The 16,851-nt window shown below is 41.3% G+C and carries 14 protein-coding genes; 6 read left to right on the top strand and 8 right to left on the bottom strand.

Features of this window, described 5'->3' with window-relative positions; all coding sequences use genetic code 11:
• Window positions 1-9 precede the first annotated feature (9 nt).
• From ACJHV0_RS10365 to ACJHV0_RS10345, 5 genes are all read right to left on the bottom strand, one after another.
• Window positions 10-663 (bottom strand): L-fuculose-phosphate aldolase, encoded by a 654-nt coding sequence (locus ACJHV0_RS10365; protein WP_483134154.1) that lies wholly within the window; start codon window positions 661-663, stop codon window positions 10-12.
• A 58-nt stretch (window positions 664-721) separates the two neighbouring features.
• Window positions 722-1,156 carry an L-fucose mutarotase gene (gene fucU / locus ACJHV0_RS10360; RefSeq protein ID WP_483134153.1) on the bottom strand — a complete coding sequence of 145 codons (435 nt, stop codon included), beginning with the start codon at window positions 1,154-1,156 and terminating at the stop codon, window positions 722-724.
• 9 nt (window positions 1,157-1,165) lie between these two features.
• Window positions 1,166-2,599 (bottom strand): L-fuculokinase, encoded by a 1,434-nt coding sequence (gene fucK, locus ACJHV0_RS10355; RefSeq protein WP_483134152.1) that lies wholly within the window; start codon window positions 2,597-2,599, stop codon window positions 1,166-1,168.
• A 116-nt stretch (window positions 2,600-2,715) separates the two neighbouring features.
• Window positions 2,716-4,482: an L-fucose isomerase gene (gene fucI, locus ACJHV0_RS10350; protein ID WP_025342038.1), complete on the bottom strand. Its 1,767-nt coding sequence runs from the start codon at window positions 4,480-4,482 to the stop codon at window positions 2,716-2,718.
• A gap of 205 nt (window positions 4,483-4,687) precedes the next feature.
• Window positions 4,688-5,434: a DeoR/GlpR family DNA-binding transcription regulator gene (locus tag ACJHV0_RS10345; protein WP_025234989.1), complete on the bottom strand. Its 747-nt coding sequence runs from the start codon at window positions 5,432-5,434 to the stop codon at window positions 4,688-4,690.
• 282 nt (window positions 5,435-5,716) lie between these two features.
• On the opposite strand from ACJHV0_RS10345, the gene ACJHV0_RS10340 reads away from it, so the two are divergent.
• The 5 genes from ACJHV0_RS10340 to ACJHV0_RS10320 all read left to right on the top strand — a co-directional run bounded on the left by ACJHV0_RS10340 (window position 5,717) and on the right by ACJHV0_RS10320 (window position 13,846).
• Window positions 5,717-7,822, top strand: a complete 2,106-nt coding sequence (locus tag ACJHV0_RS10340) for a TonB-dependent siderophore receptor (RefSeq protein WP_483134151.1) — start codon at window positions 5,717-5,719, stop codon at window positions 7,820-7,822.
• Between the two features lie 303 nt (window positions 7,823-8,125).
• A complete protein-coding gene (purL, locus tag ACJHV0_RS10335) occupies window positions 8,126-12,019 on the top strand; it encodes a phosphoribosylformylglycinamidine synthase (RefSeq protein WP_483134150.1) in 3,894 nt (1,297 codons plus the stop codon).
• A 153-nt stretch (window positions 12,020-12,172) separates the two neighbouring features.
• Complete coding sequence (locus ACJHV0_RS10330; RefSeq protein ID WP_483134149.1) at window positions 12,173-12,568, top strand: hypothetical protein; 396 nt, start codon at window positions 12,173-12,175, stop codon at window positions 12,566-12,568.
• A complete protein-coding gene (locus ACJHV0_RS10325) occupies window positions 12,565-13,080 on the top strand; it encodes a HipA domain-containing protein (protein WP_483134148.1) in 516 nt (171 codons plus the stop codon). Before ACJHV0_RS10330 ends, ACJHV0_RS10325 begins: the two co-directional genes overlap by 4 nt.
• 22 nt (window positions 13,081-13,102) lie before the next feature.
• Window positions 13,103-13,846, top strand: coding sequence for an HIRAN domain-containing protein (locus ACJHV0_RS10320; protein WP_483134147.1), 744 nt, complete (start codon window positions 13,103-13,105; stop codon window positions 13,844-13,846).
• 416 nt (window positions 13,847-14,262) lie between these two features.
• Here the strand turns inward: ACJHV0_RS10320 and ACJHV0_RS10315 are convergent, their stop codons facing one another.
• Together ACJHV0_RS10315 and ACJHV0_RS10310 are read right to left on the bottom strand one after the other, a co-directional pair.
• The gene (locus ACJHV0_RS10315) at window positions 14,263-14,574 is read right to left on the bottom strand and encodes a hypothetical protein (protein ID WP_483134146.1); all 312 of its coding nucleotides are present in this window, start codon (window positions 14,572-14,574) and stop codon (window positions 14,263-14,265) included.
• A 22-nt stretch (window positions 14,575-14,596) separates the two neighbouring features.
• Complete coding sequence (locus tag ACJHV0_RS10310; protein ID WP_483134145.1) at window positions 14,597-15,037, bottom strand: hypothetical protein; 441 nt, start codon at window positions 15,035-15,037, stop codon at window positions 14,597-14,599.
• A gap of 321 nt (window positions 15,038-15,358) precedes the next feature.
• Between ACJHV0_RS10310 and ansB the strand changes: the two genes are divergently transcribed.
• Entirely contained in the window at window positions 15,359-16,408 is a 1,050-nt protein-coding gene (gene ansB, locus ACJHV0_RS10305) for an L-asparaginase 2 (protein WP_483134144.1), read from the top strand.
• A 94-nt stretch (window positions 16,409-16,502) separates the two neighbouring features.
• Here the strand turns inward: ansB and ACJHV0_RS10300 are convergent.
• Window positions 16,503-16,851, bottom strand: a 349-nt coding sequence (locus tag ACJHV0_RS10300; protein WP_483134143.1) for a ferric reductase-like transmembrane domain-containing protein, incomplete at its 5' end; no start/stop codon positions are given.

The raw sequence follows: 16,851 nt of genomic DNA, 5'->3' as shown, positions 1-16,851 counted from the left end.
GTTTTAGTCTTAGTCTTCGCCTTCAACCCAAGAGCCGTAGGATTTAAATTTTTCTAATACGATATCCATCTGTGCTTTGTTTAAGGTTGGAATTGGCTTGCCGGTAGCAAGAAGTTTTAAATACCATTCGGCGATCACTTCCACTTCATGTGCCACACCTAAAGCTTTATCAAGGGTTTTGTCTGCAGTAATTAAACCGTGGTGGGCAAGTAAAATTGCTTTGCTGCCTTTGATGCCTTCACGCACATAACCTGCCAATTCGTTTGTGCCGAATGGGGCATAAGGTACGCAAGGAATATGGTCTGTGCCGGTGCAAGCAATCATATAGTGGATTGCCGGAATCGGTTCACCGAAAATAGACACTGCCGCACAGTTTTTCGCGTGGTTGTGGACCACTGCATTTAATTCGGGGCGGGCTTCATACACTGCCAAGTGGAATTGCCATTCGCTTGAAGGTAGTTTGCCCTCTTCGTGTTTACCGTTGGCATCAACGAACACGATAGAATCTTCAGTCATTTCTTCATAAGGGGTGCCGGTTGGGGTAATAAGCATTCCGTCTTGATAACGTACGCTGACATTACCTGCTGTCCCTTGGTTTAATCCCAGTCTGGTCATTTCAAGACAGGTATCAATGATTTGTCTTGAGAGTTGCTGTCTGTTCATAATAAACTCCTTTTAATTTGTAAAAAATTTTGTCTTTTGAACCGCTTGTAGTGGGCGATTAAGGCACTGGCGTTACACCTTTTTTAATAATAATGTTGCCGTATTTCGCTAATTCGCCTGTGATTACCACAGCATAAGCGGTTTTAGCTCTGTCGTAGAAAGCGAAACGTTCCACTCGTTCGACTTTCGGTGCTACACCATTTACTTTTTTAATCGCAGCGAGATAACGCTCTTCCACGCTTGGGTCGAGAGAATCGCCCGGCACGGCTTGCATCATCGCAAGTGGGGCTTCTACATATTGGTCAAATTCAAACAGAGCGGAAATGCCTTCTAATAGAGTCTCAACACTTAAACCGTCTGCACGAATCACTTTGTGATGAATCGAGTGAGCAGGGAAATGAGCATCTGAAAGCACTAATTCATCGCCGTGCCCCATTTCCGCTAAAGTTTTTAGTAATTCCGGAGAAATTGCCGGGTGGATACCTTTTAACATTTCAAACTCCTATTTATAAAAATTGCTGTTCTCTGATGGCTCAACCCGTTTTACATTCGGTTTCATTGCTTGTTGTGCGGCATTTGGATTTTTAAACACTCCCGCACCGGCAAAGGTAAACATTGCTGCACCCAACACGGTACTTTCAGGGAAATCCACCACATCAATCGGGCAATTTAAAACATCGGCTCGGATTTGGTTCCATAACGCATTTTTAGAACCGCCACCCACGCAAATTAAACGCTCCGCATTGAAGTTGCCAACTTGTTGCAACACATCTAGCCCTGCTTTTAAGCGATACGCCATATATTCCAAACCTGCACGGTAAATTTCGCCACGTGCGGTGTGCATAGATAAGCCGATAATCGAGCCTGTCTGTCCGGTTGTACCGTCAAAGTTACCCACTAATTTCACGCCGTTTGAACCGGCTGGCACTTCGCTAGCCTCGTTAATCATTGTGGCGTAGTAGTTTGGTGTACCTGCCACATCAGAGAAGAAACGTTTACCAAACCATTCCATCACGCCAGAGGCAACCCATTGCACGCCCGGGTTGAAGTAGCCAGCTTGGCTGTCAAATTCAATGGTTAAACCGTTTTGAACGAATTGCCATTCCGGTTTCGCTTGTGGGGTACGAACCATTAAAATTTCCCAAGTGCCTGAACTCAGTACAGGCTGGTTGTAACCTGCACCTGAGCCAAAGATGGCGAATTGGGTATCGTGTCCGCAAGAAATCACAGGAATTTGACCGCTTAAACCAAGCTCGTGGGAAATGTCTCCTTTTAATGTTCCCACAACCTCTCCCGCACTTTTCATCGGTGGGAATTGGTTTTCGTTTAAACCCAGTAAATCCAAGACTTCTTTATCCCAATGATCGCTTTCAATGTTTGTCATCATTGAGGTTCCTGCCATTGTGCGGTCTGTGCTTTTTACACCTGTTAAGCGATACGTTAAGATAGAAGAAATGAATAAGAAACTGTCTGCTTGGGCGTAAATTTCTGGTTTATTTTGTTTAAGCCATAACAGTTTGAATAAGGTATTAAAGCTGTAATGTCCAACCCCGTTACGGTGATATAGTGCCTCCACATCAATATCGTTAGCGATATTTTCCATAATCGACAGAGTTCTCGGACATTTCCAAGAAATAATCGGATAAAGTTGATTGCCGGCTTTATCGAAAAGTGTACCGTCCACGCCAAAGGTGGTAACTGAAATCCCAACAATCTCTTTTCGTTGTTGTTCTGAAAGTTGAGAGAGCGTTTGTTTGGCACAGGTCATCAGTTTTGACCAGATTTCTTCAATATCCCAAATATGGAATTCAGGATTTTCCGCACCCGGTTGCGTATTATTCGGTAAGTGATGTGCCGCCACAATTTGACCTGTTTGGTCGATTGCAATAGTGCGAAGATTTGTTGCGCCACAGTCAAAAATAAGGGCAATAGACATAGATTTTCCCCTTGTTATTTCCTTGTAGGGACGCACTGTGTGCGTCCGCAAAAATATAAGAAAAAATAACCGCTTGTGATAATGGACGCACGCAGTGCGTCCCTACATGAGTCATATTATTTATAAAGAGGTCCGAAGTTTGCACACGCACGGTAGTCTTGACCTTCTTTGTCTTGACCGAAACCGTTCCACGCACTTGGGCGGAACACATCTTTATCTTCCACGTTATGCATACAAACCGGAATGCGTAACATTGATGCAAGGGTGATTAAATCTGCCCCCACGTGACCGAAAGTGGCTACACAGTGGTTTGCCCCCCAGTTTGCCATCACGCTATACACGTCTGCGAATGCACCTTTACCTGTTAAGCGAGGCACGAACCAAGTGGTTGGCCACGTTTCGTTGGTGCGTTTGTTTAAGGTATCGTGAACGTGTTCCGGTAAGTCGATTGACCAACCTTCCGCAATTTGTAATACAGGGCCGATGCCTTTGATGAGGTTGATGCGGTGCATCGTAAACGGCATTCCGCCTTTGGTTAAGAATTGAGAAGATAAACCGCCGCCACGGAAATATTCGTGCACTGCTGGACACCAACGGGTGTTTTCTAAACAGCGTTTGCCGTCTTCTTCTGTGACTTCCCAAACCGGCTTGATAACAGGCTTGCCGTCTTTATCGGTATGCTGACCTGTGCCATCTAATGCTGCTGAACCTGAGTTGATTAAGTGGATAAAGCCACTTTCCGGACGCCAGCCGGTAACACGCTCAACAGAATCTTCGCTCCAGTAAGTACGCACATCCGCAAACACTTGGGCTTGACCGGTTAATAAGTTACCGAACAACATATTCACGCCATTTAAGCTGTCGTTTTCGGTTGCCATAATGTATGGTGCTCGCACACCGTTCCAGTCATAGGTTGAGTTGAGTGTTGCCTCTAAGAAATCGCCGTTTGGTAAATGGTCTGTCCATTGGCGTTGTCCTTGGAAACCGGCTGCAATCGCATTATGACCTAATGCCTCTTCGCCATAACCTAATTCTGCTAAACGTGGGTTGCCGACCATTAAATCACGGGCGATGATGGTCATTTTCACCACATCTTCCCAAAGTTTGGCACGTTCTTCTGGGCTACGTTGGTTTTCCGGTGCATTCACATCAACACCTTCTTTGCAATAGGTTTTTACCCATTCCATCGCTAATTTAAATTCTGCCTCATCGTAGATGTTACGATCTAAACGGCGTTTAATTTCCGTCATATCTACATATTCATTACGCATACCTAAATATTCTTGGAAGAACTGTTGGTTTACGATTGAACCGGCAATCCCCATTGAAACTGAACCGATAGATAAATAAGATTTGCCACGCAGGGTTGCCACCGCTAAGCCTGCACGAGCAAAACGCAATAATTTTTCACGCACATCAGCCGGAATGGATTGGTCGCCCGCTTCTTGCACTTCTGTGCCATAAATAGAGAATGCCGGTAAACCTAATTGGCTATGACCTGCTAAGGCTGCCGCTAAATACACTGCACCCGGGCGTTCTGTGCCGTTAAAGCCCCAAATCGCTTTCGGCATATGTGGGTCCATATCAATGGTTTCAGAACCGTAGCACCAGCAAGGGGTTACGGTAATCACCGCTCCGACATTTTCACGTTTGAATTTTTCGGCACAAGCTGCAGCTTCGGCAACGCCACCGATGGTGGAATCAGCAATCACACATTCAACGAAATCGCCATTTGGGTGGCGGACTTCAGATTGAATTAATTGTGCAACGGCTTTTGCCATATTCATTGTTTGATCTTCAAGTGATTCACGCACTCCTAAACGGCGACCGTCAATGGTTGGGCGGATACCAATTTTTACAGGGGTAGATTTCAACGTTGTCATAAATAGTTCTCCCGATTGGTTAAAAAAATTCGTGATTGAATTTATTATGCATACGCAATATGAGTTATGAAGAAAAATGCGAATTTAGTTTAAATTTTGTGAGTGCGATCACAAAAAATGGGGGATTTTGGTAAAAATGAGTGAAAAAAGAATGCCCGATTTTGTTTTATTTCTGAAAAAATCGGGCAAATTCGGGCAAAAAACACTAAATAATGATTTCAATTTGATGTGCTAAGCAATAATTTTTGAGAAAGTCCGGTGGGGGTTGGTTGATAAATAATTTATCAATGCAAGATAAATCTTCGATACGAAACAAGTCTTTACGCTCAAATTTACTGTGATCGGCTAATAAAAAAACCTGTTTACTGTTCGCAATTAATTTACGTTTAAGGGAAATATTAATTTCGTTAGACTCCCAAATCGCACCGTCTGCAATGCCTGTACAAGAAAGAATTGCCAAATCAATTTTTAAACGGGTCAGTAACTGCTCGGATAATGGACCATAGAAGGCATCGTATTTTTCGGAATAAATACCACCGGTGGCAATCGTTTTAATGTGCGGTTTGTGTGAAAGGCTGTAGATAATCCGCATTGAACTGCTGACAACGGTGCAGGGAATATTTGGAATACGCTGTGCCACATTCCAAGAGGTTGAGCTGGCATCTAAAGCAATCACCGATTCTGGTTGTAAATATTCCAACACATTTTCTGCGATACTGCGTTTCGCCTCACTGTTCAGTCGTTGTCGGGTGGTAAATGAGCGACCAATATCTCGCTTTTTGTGGCTTACCGCTCCGCCGTGAGTGCGATGTAATAATCCATCTTTATCTAGCTTATTTAAATCTCGGCGGATAGTTTCAATAGAAACCCCACAATGTTCCGCCAATTCTTGAACGTTAGCTTCATCAAACTGTTCTATATATTCCATTATCTGTTTGTGTCGCAGCTGCATAATCTATCCTTTTTGTAAATTTTTCTCCAAATTTAACCGCTTGTAGCGTTGCTGTCGAGCAAGCAAATTTGATTTTTAGAAGGCGATCACATTTTGTGTTGCAAGCGGTTAAATTTAGGGAACTTTTTGTAAAATTTGTAATATATTTTGTGAAATTTCATTTCAGACTAATTGACAACCATTTTTATCTCTGTAAAATTCGCTTTGTTTGATGTTGAGAATTGTTTTTAATATCAAAATTTGGTAATCCTCTTAAATAACTTACCTAAGGAAATGTTTCGAATGAAAAAATTTAAATTACTTCCTGTTTCAGCTGCAGTATTGAGCGTACTTGCTGCAAATGCAATGGCTCAAACTGCTTCAACAGATACAGTAGCATTAGATACTGTTACTGTAACTGACAATCAAGGCTTAAAAGTGCAAAGCAATGTGGTAACAACACAGAAAAAAGATGAGAGCACACAAACAGACTTGCGTGGTTTATTAAAAGATGAGCCGGCAATTAGCTTAGGTGGTGGTAACGGTACATCACAATATCTCTATATTCGTGGTATGGGTCAAAACTCAATTGATGTAAAAGTAGATAACACTTACTCAGATAGCCAAATTTTGTATCACCAAGGTCGTCATATGTTAGATCCGGCATTGGTGAAAATTGTTTCTGTACAAAAAGGTGCAGGCAGTGCTTCAGCCGGTATTGGTCAAACTAATGGTGCAGTAATTGCTAAAACCGTTGATGCATTAGATTTATTAAAAAACAGCGATAAAAACTTCGGTGCAAAATTAGGTACTGGCTTCAGCACAAACCACGCTCACAATTTCAATGCAACCTTATATGGTAAAGGTGAAATCTTTGATGCTTTAGTTTCAGGTAATCTTGTGAGAGATCGCGACTATAAAGGCGGTAAAGATTACGTAAACCAATTCGGCACAAACCGTGTTCCGTATAGTGCATTGGATAAAACCAGCTTCTTAGCTAAATTAGGTGCAACATTGGGAGATCACCGTTTTGTATTAAGCCATTCAAGTGAGCGAAATGAAGGTCAGCGTTTAGTGCGTGAAGAATTTGATGTAGCACCTAACGGCACAAAGGTTTCTCCGTACAACCGCTTAACTGTAGAACGCCAAGCTCCAGCTAACCGTAGAATTACAGTTCAAAGAACTAACTTAGAATGGACTGGTAAAAACTTAGGCTTTGCTCAAGAAGCGACAGCTAACGTTTATCAATTAGTGCAAGGTCGTTGGTCTGAACACGAAAAAGGTAACGGCTACGCAGGTAATGTAGATTATGCAACGAAAACTAAAGTTGTTACTCACGGTGCGAATGTAAACTTTGATTCTGCCATTCACGAAAATGTATTATTAAAATACGGTGTGAACTATCGCCACCAAGAAGCTAAACCACACACTAAATTTAACCCTCTTGTGAAAAACCAAGAGAAAACCGATACCGGCGTGTATGTTGAAGCAATTACTGCTCCAGTAGATAAAGTAACTTTAACTACCGGTGTACGTTACGACCACTTCAAATTCAAAGCAATGGATGGTAAAGAGCGTAGTAATGGTGCATTCAGCCCAAGCGTTGGTCTTATCTATGAGCCAATTGAACACTTAAGCTTAAGTGCAAGCCACAACTATGCAACTCGTAGCCCTCGTCTGCACGATGCGTTAATGGCACACGGTAAGCGTGGTATGGTAACAATTGGTGATAACACCAAAGCAGAAAAAGCTCGCAATACTGAAATCGGCTTCAACTATAATGACGGCACATTTAGCTTTGACGGTAGCTACTTCTGGCAACATATCAAAGATGCTTTAGGTACAACAAATGGTCGTGATAACCACGGTAATGCAGCACAAGCGATTGTGAATGGCGGTAAAATTAAAAATCGTGGTTATGAGTTAAATGCAGGCTACCACAATAACGGCTTTACGGCTCGTGTTGGTGTTGCTCATAGCAAACCTCGTTTCTACACACAAACCGTGATGCAACGTAATAATCAAGGTCAGTTAGCTGAAACTGCATTGTTAAGCAGTAACCCGGAATACGCATCAGCTATCGGTCGTACTTGGACAGCTTCTTTAAGCTATCGCTTTGAACAACCAAATTTAGAAGTTGGCGTACACCACCGTATTGTTGAGAAAGTGAAACCTGAAGATAATTTCTTCGTTACAGGCGGAACATTACAAACAAATACAGGCACGGGTAAAGACAGCTACAATGTAACTGATATCACCTTAAACTGGAAACCACTTAAAGATGATAGCGTGAATGTAAACTTCGCAGTGGATAACGTGGCGAATAAAAAATACAACGCACACGGTCAGCGTGGTCAATTATCAGCTCGTGGACGTGAATTCCGTGCAGGTGTGAACTACACGTTCTAATTCTTAAATTAGACTAAAGTGCCCGATTGAACTAACATTCTCAATCGGGCATTTTTTATATTACAAGCGGTCAAATTTTCCAGTTTTTTTGCAAATTCACAGCTATTGATAACTTATCTGTATTAAACAGATTTGTTTGATACTAACGAACAAATTTATTCAGTACTAATGAATAAATTTATTCAATCCTATCGAATATTTTCCATTAAAGATTGCTTTCCCTTATTTTTCAATGCTAGCAACCGTTTGCGTAATGAATTATAATCAACACAAATTTTCATTTTAGATAGGAAAATCTCACCAATGACTATGCAAATCTTTCGTGGCTCGCCTGCCCTTTCAGAATTTCGTTTAAATCAACTTCAACAAAAATTTGTCGCCGCCAATCTGCCGGTGAAATCGATTTACGCAGAATATCTGCATTTTGCAGATTTAACCGCACCACTCTCGGCAGAGCAAGAAGATAAAGTAGTTCAGTTATTACACTACGGTCCAACCCTTGCGGAGCACGAGCCTGTTGGTGAAACCTTTATCGTGATTCCTCGTTTAGGCACGATTTCTTCGTGGTCATCAAAAGCAACCGACATCGCCCATAACTGTGGCTTAGAAAATATTGCCCGTGTGGAGCGTGGTTTAGCTTACTATTTTGAATTTGAGCGAGGCTTAACCGCTGAAGAAGAAAGCAAACTTGCTACCTTGTTACACGACCGTATGATGGAGACTGTGATTCGCAATGCAGATGATGCAGCGGTGTTATTCAAACAACAAGAACCAAAACCATTCACCAGCGTGGATATTTTAGGCGGCGGTCGCAAAGCGTTAGAAGAAGCAAACGTCAATTTAGGCTTGGCGTTGGCGGAAGATGAAATTGATTATTTGGTGGAAAATTTCACCGCACTAGGGCGTAACCCGAACGACATTGAGCTATATATGTTTGCTCAGGCGAACTCGGAACACTGCCGCCACAAAATTTTCAACGCAGACTGGACGATTGACGGCGTGAAACAGGAAAAATCCCTGTTCAAAATGATTAAAAACACCTTCGAGAAAACCCCTGACTATGTGCTTTCTGCCTATAAAGACAATGCAGCGGTAATGGAAGGCTCAACCGTTGGTCGCTGGTTCCCGGATCAAGACGGTCAATACCGCGCCCACCAAGAACAAGCCCACATTTTGATGAAAGTGGAAACCCACAACCACCCAACCGCCATTTCGCCATTCCCGGGGGCGGCGACCGGTTCAGGCGGTGAGATTCGTGATGAAGGAGCGACAGGACGTGGGGCGAAGCCGAAAGCGGGCTTGACAGGCTTTTCGGTATCTAACCTTGTGATTCCAAACTTTGAACAGCCTTGGGAAAATCCACTGTCTAAACCGAGCCGTATTGCGTCAGCACTCGATATTATGATCGAAGGCCCACTCGGTGGTGCTGCCTTTAACAACGAATTTGGTCGCCCAGCGTTGCTTGGCTATTTCCGTACTTACGAGGAAAAAGTAAATAGCTTTGCAGGCGAGGAAGTGCGTGGCTACCACAAGCCGATTATGTTGGCAGGCGGTATCGGTAACATTCGTGCTGAACACGTGCAAAAAGGCGAAATCCCTGTGGGGGCGAAGTTAATCGTGCTTGGTGGCCCGGCGATGAATATCGGCTTGGGCGGCGGTGCGGCATCGTCAATGGCATCGGGTAAATCGAAAGAAGATTTAGACTTCGCTTCTGTACAGCGTGAAAACCCGGAAATGGAACGCCGTTGCCAAGAGGTGATCGACCGTTGTTGGCAAATGGGCGATGAGAACCCGATTTTATTTATTCACGACGTAGGTGCAGGCGGTTTATCTAACGCAATGCCTGAGCTGGTACACGATGGCGAGCGTGGCGGTAAGTTCGACTTACGCAAAATCCTGTGCGATGAAAAAGGGATGTCGCCACTCGAAATTTGGTGTAACGAATCGCAAGAGCGTTATGTGTTAGCGGTTGCCCCTGAAAAACTCGAACTTTTCACCGCACTTTGTGAGCGTGAGCGTGCCCCGTTTGCGGTGATTGGTGAGGCGACCGAAGAGAAACATTTAACCCTACACGATGAGCATTTTGGCAATGATCCGATTGATTTACCGATGAACGTGTTACTCGGCAAAACCCCGAAAATGCACCGTGAGGTTTCGCAAAAAACCGTTGAAAATGCACCGCTTGCAATGGATGGTATCGACCTGAAAGAAGCATTACACCGTGTATTACGCTTGCCTGTGGTTGCCGAAAAAACCTTCTTAATTACGATTGGCGACCGCTCGGTAACCGGTATGGTGGCTCGTGATCAGATGGTCGGTCCGTGGCAAATTCCCGTAGCGGACTGTGCGGTAACAACTGCATCGCTTGATAGCTATCACGGTGAAGCGATGTCAATGGGCGAACGTGCACCGGTTGCACTACTAGACTTCGGAGCATCGGCTCGCTTAGCGGTGGCGGAAAGCATTACCAACATCGCTGCAACCAACATCGGCGACATTAAACGCATTAAACTATCTGCGAACTGGATGTCGGCAGCAGGACACGAGGGCGAAGACGCAGGCTTATACGAAGCGGTGAAAGCGGTGGGCGAAGAGCTTTGCCCTGCACTTGGCATTACTATTCCAGTGGGTAAAGACTCAATGTCAATGAAAACGACTTGGGAAGAAAACGGTGAGAAGAAAACGGTTACCGCTCCACTTTCCCTCGTGATTTCAGCATTTGCCCGTGTGGAAGATGTACGTAAAACGGTTACGCCACAACTTCGTACCGACAAAGGAGCCTCACGCTTACTCTTAATTGACTTAGGCGAAGGCAACAACCGCTTAGGGGCAACAGCATTAGCACAGGTTTATAAACAACTAGGCGACAAACCTGCGGATGTAGTAAACGTTCAAACCTTAAAAGATTTCTTCAACGCAATGCAAGCCTTAGTGGCAGAAGATAAATTATTAGCCTACCACGACCGTTCAGACGGTGGTTTAATCACAACTCTTGCAGAAATGGCATTTGCCGGCAACTGCGGTGTAGATGTGGATATTTCCGCTCTTGGCGACAATGATTTAGCGGTGCTATTCAATGAAGAGTTAGGTGCAGTAATCCAAGTCGCTGACAGCGAACTCAATGCGGTGCGTGAGGTGTTAAAAGCTCACAACTTGATTCACGTAACCAAAGAATTAGGTGCGGTGAATGCCGACAACCGCTTTGAAATCAGCCGAGGCTCTCGCAAACTGTTAAGCGAAAAACGCTCCGAATTGCGTGGCATTTGGGCGGAACTAACCCACCAAATGCAGCGTTTGCGTGACAACCCAGAGTGTGCAGACCAAGAGTTCGCCGCGAAAAAAGATGTGGAAAACAAAGGCTTATCTGCATTTTTAACCTACGATGTGAATGAAGACATCGCCGCACCGTTTATCAACAAAGGGGCGAAACCAAGCATTGCAATCTTGCGTGAGCAAGGCGTAAATAGCCACTACGAAATGGCGGCAGCGTTCGACCGTGCCGGTTTCAATGCGATTGACGTGCATATGTCCGACTTAATCGCTGGCAGACGTAACCTAAACGACTTCAACGCAATGGTCGCTTGTGGTGGTTTCTCCTACGGCGACGTACTCGGTGCAGGCGGCGGCTGGGCGAAATCGATCCTATTCAACCCAATGTTGCGTGATCAATTCAGCCAATTCTTCGCCAACCCGAACACGTTAGCATTAGGGGTGTGTAACGGTTGCCAAATGGTATCGAACCTTGCAGAGATAATTCCAGGTACAGAAAACTGGCCACGTTTCGTTCGTAACAAATCCGAACGTTTTGAAGCCCGTGCCGCGATGGTGAAAATCAACGACACCAACTCACTTTGGTTCAACGGAATGTCAGGCAGCCATATGCCGATTGCGGTTTCACACGGCGAAGGACAGGTTGAGTTCAAAAATCCACAGCAATTAGCGAACTTGCAACAGCAAAATCTCGTGATTGCACAATATGTGGATAGCCACCTCAACCCAACCGAACAATACCCAGCCAACCCGAACGGCTCGGCGTTTGGTATCACTGCTATCGGTAACACAGATGGCCGTGTGGCAATTATGATGCCACACCCAGAACGTGTGTTCCGTGCGGTCAGCAACTCTTGGTGTCCGGAAGATTGGACTGAGGATGGGGCTTGGATGAGATTGTTTAGAAGTGCAAGAGTGGCAATTTAATCTAAGTTAAAAAAACACTTACCTCTAGGTAAGTGTTTTTTTATGAATAATGTATAAAACACTCTAAATTTCTCAAGTTATACTTATTTATGACAATCAATTTATGTTAATCTATAGTTGTACAAGTCATTAAACTACATTTAGGGAATATTAGTGGCAGTTAGTCGATTTACAGACAAAGTTCTAAATTATGTGGCACTAGAGCCTTTAGGGACTAAAGAAAAAATGTGGTTTACGATTCCTGATGAGCCTTCCGAACAATATCTATTAAAAATATCTAGAGCAAATACAGGGGAACATTGGTCTGAATATATAGCTTGCAAAATTTGCCAAGAGCTTGGAATTCCTTGTGCTCAATATGAGATATTACCTTGTAAGAGCAAGACAGAGTCAGAACCTCCACGTATGGCTGTTGTGTCTGATAATTTAGTACAGAATGGATTTACGATGATCATGGGTAATGAATTTCTGTACAGATGTTTTCCTGGTATATATCCAACTCCAGAGATAAGCACAAATTCTAGAGAAAAAATCACACAATTTCAATGATTAAGTCAAGCCTAGATAATGTTCATATAAAAGATGAATGGGGATTCCCCAAAAATTTTTCATCATTTGATGTTTTTTGCGGTTACTTACTTTTAGATGCGTTAATTAGTAATCAAGATCGTCATCATGAAAATTGGGCTGTACTATATCATGATGAAACAAAATTATATTATTTATGTGAAACATATGATCATGCTGCTAGTCTAGGTAGAGAATTAACCCCAGAAAGAAGGGAAATATTACTCACGAGTAAGGATAGAGGGCAGCAATTATCTACATTTGTAGCTAAAGCACGCTCAGAAATTTTTAAAAATGAAAAAGATAATAAACCATTACTAACTATTGATGCTTTTAAGCTCGCTTTATCATTTCAATCTGATGAAGTAAAAAAATACTGGATAGGAAAAATTATTTCTCTTTCCGAAAGCGTTATACACAATATTTTAGATAAAATTAAAGATGAAATAATGGACACTAAAACCAAAAATTTTGTGTGTAAAATGATTTTATAAAATAAAAAACGGATCTTAGAAAATGTCAACTAAATCAGTTTATCTTGCATATAAGAAAAGCTTACCGTGTAATACATGGCATGTTATTGGTATCCTTTCTTATAATGATCAAACCAATCTTTACTCATTTAAATATACTAATGGTGTGCTTGAGGATACTAACTTTAGGCCTTTTAATGGTATGGAAGATTTATATCAAGAGTATGAATCACAAGAATTATATCCTCTATTTAAGAATAGAATTTTATATGAGAAAAGACCAGAATATTCTCAATTTATTGAATGGCTGGGATTAAACCAAAAAGCTAATCCATTAGATATTTTGTCCGTGTCTGGAGGACAAAGGATTACAGATACTTTACAAACTTTTGGTAAAGTTGAGACAAAAGAGAATGGAGAATTTAGTCATTCATTTTTTATTCATAGCTTAAGCTGGTTAACACATTATCAATTAGAAAAGATTTCCCAATTAGCGCCAAAAGAAAAATTATATTTCTGTTTAGATCCGCAAAATGAATTTGATCCAAATGCTGTTTTAATTAGGACTAAGGATCCAAAAGAAATTATTGGTTATTGTCCTCGGTATTTATCTGAAACAGTAGCAAAATTACTAGTTCAAGATCCAAATGCAATTTCATTAGAAGTTGATATCGTGAATAAAGATGCTCCTTTACAATATAGATTAAAATGTCTATTGACAGGTAAATTTCCTACAGGCAGTAATTTAAGCTTTAATAATGGTACTGAATTTCAACCTTTAATTTAGTCTCTTTTCCTTATGGTACAGGCACTTTGGTGAGTGCCTTTTTCTTTTTATTTTAAAGTAGTTTTAAACCACACCAATTTATTTGAGATGAATATTCTTTTCCCCGATAGCACTCGTCTCTGACGAGTGCCTTTTTCTTCTCTGTTAAACGTAACTTTCCTTCTATTAAATTACAGCACTCGTCGGAGACGAGCGCTATCTTTCTTATTTGCAAAAAATGAGGTGAAATTGACCGCTTGTATTTTTGCGATCTCTGTCGAAAATTTGTGATTTATTGCTTGTCTGCTGTGAGATTTTGAGTAAATTCAGCTTATTATGTTTTAGTTGAAGGTATTCTATGAGTAGAAAATACAAAATGAGAAATAGCGATGGGGCTTATTTTGTGAGTTTTGCAACGGTATATAGGATAGACATTTTTATTCCTGAGGTTTATTTTTAAGTATATTAAAAAATCTTCTCCAATTTTTTCTATAATATTCTTCTATATAAGTAATAAATTCTAAATTACTCACATTCTTGGTACAAGGATAACCATCAGGCATAAAAAGCTCATCATTAGAATGATAATCGGAATTCATATAGCAACTACATACACCAATATGAGGGTTCTTTCTATTATTTAGTAATCTACCTTGTGCTCTTTCAATTAATGAAAGTGGTAGCCTATCGATAAAACACTCTCTAAGTGAATGAATAGTATCATTATTTCCTACGGTACCAACTAGCATTTTTTCCCAAGTGTGTGAAGGACTAATATCTGACACAATAAAATGGCAAACTACTACATATGGGAAACCTATCATATAGCCCCTGAGCTTGAGTAAAACCGAATTTCTTGGGCGATTTTCCTTGCTGTTCGTATGATGCTCTTATGACTTTAGCTTCTACAGCAAGAGATTCTGAAAATATAATATTATCCTCAGTATAAGGAATTATTAGCATATCAATATCACCCGGCTTATTTAAGTTTTGATGCAGTTCTTTAGAAGGGATAAGTATAGTTGCTAAAACTCCCTTATAGTCAGAGATACTAAAAAATGTAGGATGGGTTTTTCTTAAAAACTCACCTAATAATCGCATATTAGCTATTAGTCTTAACAGCATTCCATTTTCATTATGGTTGTTCATCCATTCTTTAGGACAAAAAAGAGGAGTATTACTAGTAAGAGGTTTGGTTTTGTAGAGTTTCATTTATTATTTTTATAACCTTGAATTACATTATAGAATGAAGTTTATCAAAATAATCGAAAAGTCTCCTTGATGGAATAAGTGCTATCCTTTCAAGTTTGCAAAAAATAAATTTAAATTGACCGCTTGTATTTTTGCTCTCTTTGTTGAGAAATGATGATTGTCCAGGTGTCTGCAAGAAATAAAGATATTCTATGAGTCAAAAAAACCAAATGTAACCTATTTCTACCCAGCAATTAATCCCCTATTTTATGTACCAGATCAAATTATTTACACTGATTTATCGGTATGATCTCTTTAGTTTTTTTAATTAAGGAGCTTTATATGAAATTCAAAAAATTAGCATTAGCAGCAATGTTAGGTGGCTTATTTGTAACAGCCAATGCGGCAGAATTACCTAATATCACTATTTTAGCGACAGGCGGAACTATTGCCGGTAGTCAGCAGAATGCGAATAGCAGTGCATATCAAGCGGGGCAATTGAATATTGAAACCTTAATTGAAGCTGTACCAGAAATGAAAACATTGGCGAATATCAAAGGTGAGCAGATTGTGAAAATTGGCTCACAAGATATGTCGGATAGCGTGTGGTTAAAACTGGTTAAAGCGATTAATCAACAATGTGCAGCAACAGATGGCTTTGTCATTACACACGGCACAGACACAATGGAAGAAACCGCTTATTTTCTTGATATGACGGTGAAATGTGAGAAACCTGTTGTATTAGTTGGTGCAATGCGTCCGGCAACAGAAAAAAGTGCGGATGGTCCATTGAATTTGTATAATTCAATTGTAGTGGCAAAAGATCCCAAATCTGCCGGACGTGGTGTGTTAGTGGCAATGAACGATGCGGTACTTGGTGCAAGAGATGTTACCAAAACCAGCACGACTGCGGTGCAAACATTTAGTTCGCCGAATTTTGGTTCTTTAGGTTACGTCCATAATAGTAAAGTAGACTATGAACGCTCTCCGGAAAGCAAACATACCGTTAATACCCCATTTAATGTGAATGAATTAAATGAATTACCTAAAGTCGGTATTATTTATGCTTATGCGAATATGCCGACAGAGCCGCTTAAAGCCTTGTTAGATGCGGGTTATCAAGGCATTGTGGTGGCAGGTGTTGGTAATGGTAATATGAATGCGGAAAATCTTGCATTATTAGAGGAAGCAGCGAAAAAAGGCGTTGCGGTGGTACGTTCTTCTCGTGTACCAACTGGCTATACTACTCGTGATGCGGAGGTTGATGACAGTAAATATGGCTTTGCTGCTTCCGGCACGTTAAATCCGCAAAAGGCTCGTGTGTTATTGCAATTAGCTTTAACCCAAACGAAAGATATCAAAACTATTCAGCAATATTTTGAGGATTTTTAATAAAGGTTGAAGCATATAAAAAATGGCATAAGTGAGTAAACTTATGCCATTATTTTTTGTATGTGGTTTGACTGCTGCAAGCGGTGTGATTTTGCTATTTTTTTGCAAATTTAGCCTGTATTTTATGAGCAACAATAAACAGTACTAAGATTCCAATGATAATTGGATCGAATGTTACGCTTTTTACCGACCAATAATAATGCATCATTGCCAATACTAATGCAGGATAAGCCCACTGGTGAATCGTCCCCCAGCGTGTTCCTAATTTTCGTTTTAGCATAGGCAGCGAAGTTACTGCCATTATGCTTAGAATGAAAAAAGCAGCTGCTCCTAAAATTAAATATGGGCGACCGGCAAGCTCGCTAAAAAATAATTTGACATCAAGGCTTAATTCTAACAATAGATAGCTTGAGATGTGTAGAGCTGCCCACGCAAACGCCCAT

Source organism: Mannheimia sp., from assembly GCF_056854775.1.
The sequence above is the reverse complement of the archived record's forward strand: the minus strand, read 5'-3'. Positions and strand labels throughout refer to the sequence as shown.

Bases quoted from the DNA above. Each gene is read 5' to 3' on its own strand.
- ACJHV0_RS10365 (WP_483134154.1), bottom strand. From the start codon at position 663: ATGAACAGACAGCAACTCTCAAGACAAATCATTGATACCTGTCTTGAA.
- fucU (WP_483134153.1), bottom strand. From the start codon at position 1,156: ATGTTAAAAGGTATCCACCCGGCAATTTCTCCGGAATTACTAAAAACT.
- fucK (WP_483134152.1), bottom strand. From the start codon at position 2,599: ATGTCTATTGCCCTTATTTTTGACTGTGGCGCAACAAATCTTCGCACT.
- fucI (WP_025342038.1), bottom strand. From the start codon at position 4,482: ATGACAACGTTGAAATCTACCCCTGTAAAAATTGGTATCCGCCCAACC.
- ACJHV0_RS10345 (WP_025234989.1), bottom strand. From the start codon at position 5,434: ATGCAGCTGCGACACAAACAGATAATGGAATATATAGAACAGTTTGAT.
- ACJHV0_RS10340 (WP_483134151.1), top strand. From the start codon at position 5,717: ATGAAAAAATTTAAATTACTTCCTGTTTCAGCTGCAGTATTGAGCGTA.
- purL (WP_483134150.1), top strand. From the start codon at position 8,126: ATGACTATGCAAATCTTTCGTGGCTCGCCTGCCCTTTCAGAATTTCGT.
- ACJHV0_RS10325 (WP_483134148.1), top strand. From the start codon at position 12,565: ATGATTAAGTCAAGCCTAGATAATGTTCATATAAAAGATGAATGGGGA.
- ACJHV0_RS10320 (WP_483134147.1), top strand. From the start codon at position 13,103: ATGTCAACTAAATCAGTTTATCTTGCATATAAGAAAAGCTTACCGTGT.
- ACJHV0_RS10315 (WP_483134146.1), bottom strand. From the start codon at position 14,574: ATGCTAGTTGGTACCGTAGGAAATAATGATACTATTCATTCACTTAGA.
- ACJHV0_RS10310 (WP_483134145.1), bottom strand. From the start codon at position 15,037: ATGAAACTCTACAAAACCAAACCTCTTACTAGTAATACTCCTCTTTTT.
- ansB (WP_483134144.1), top strand. From the start codon at position 15,359: ATGAAATTCAAAAAATTAGCATTAGCAGCAATGTTAGGTGGCTTATTT.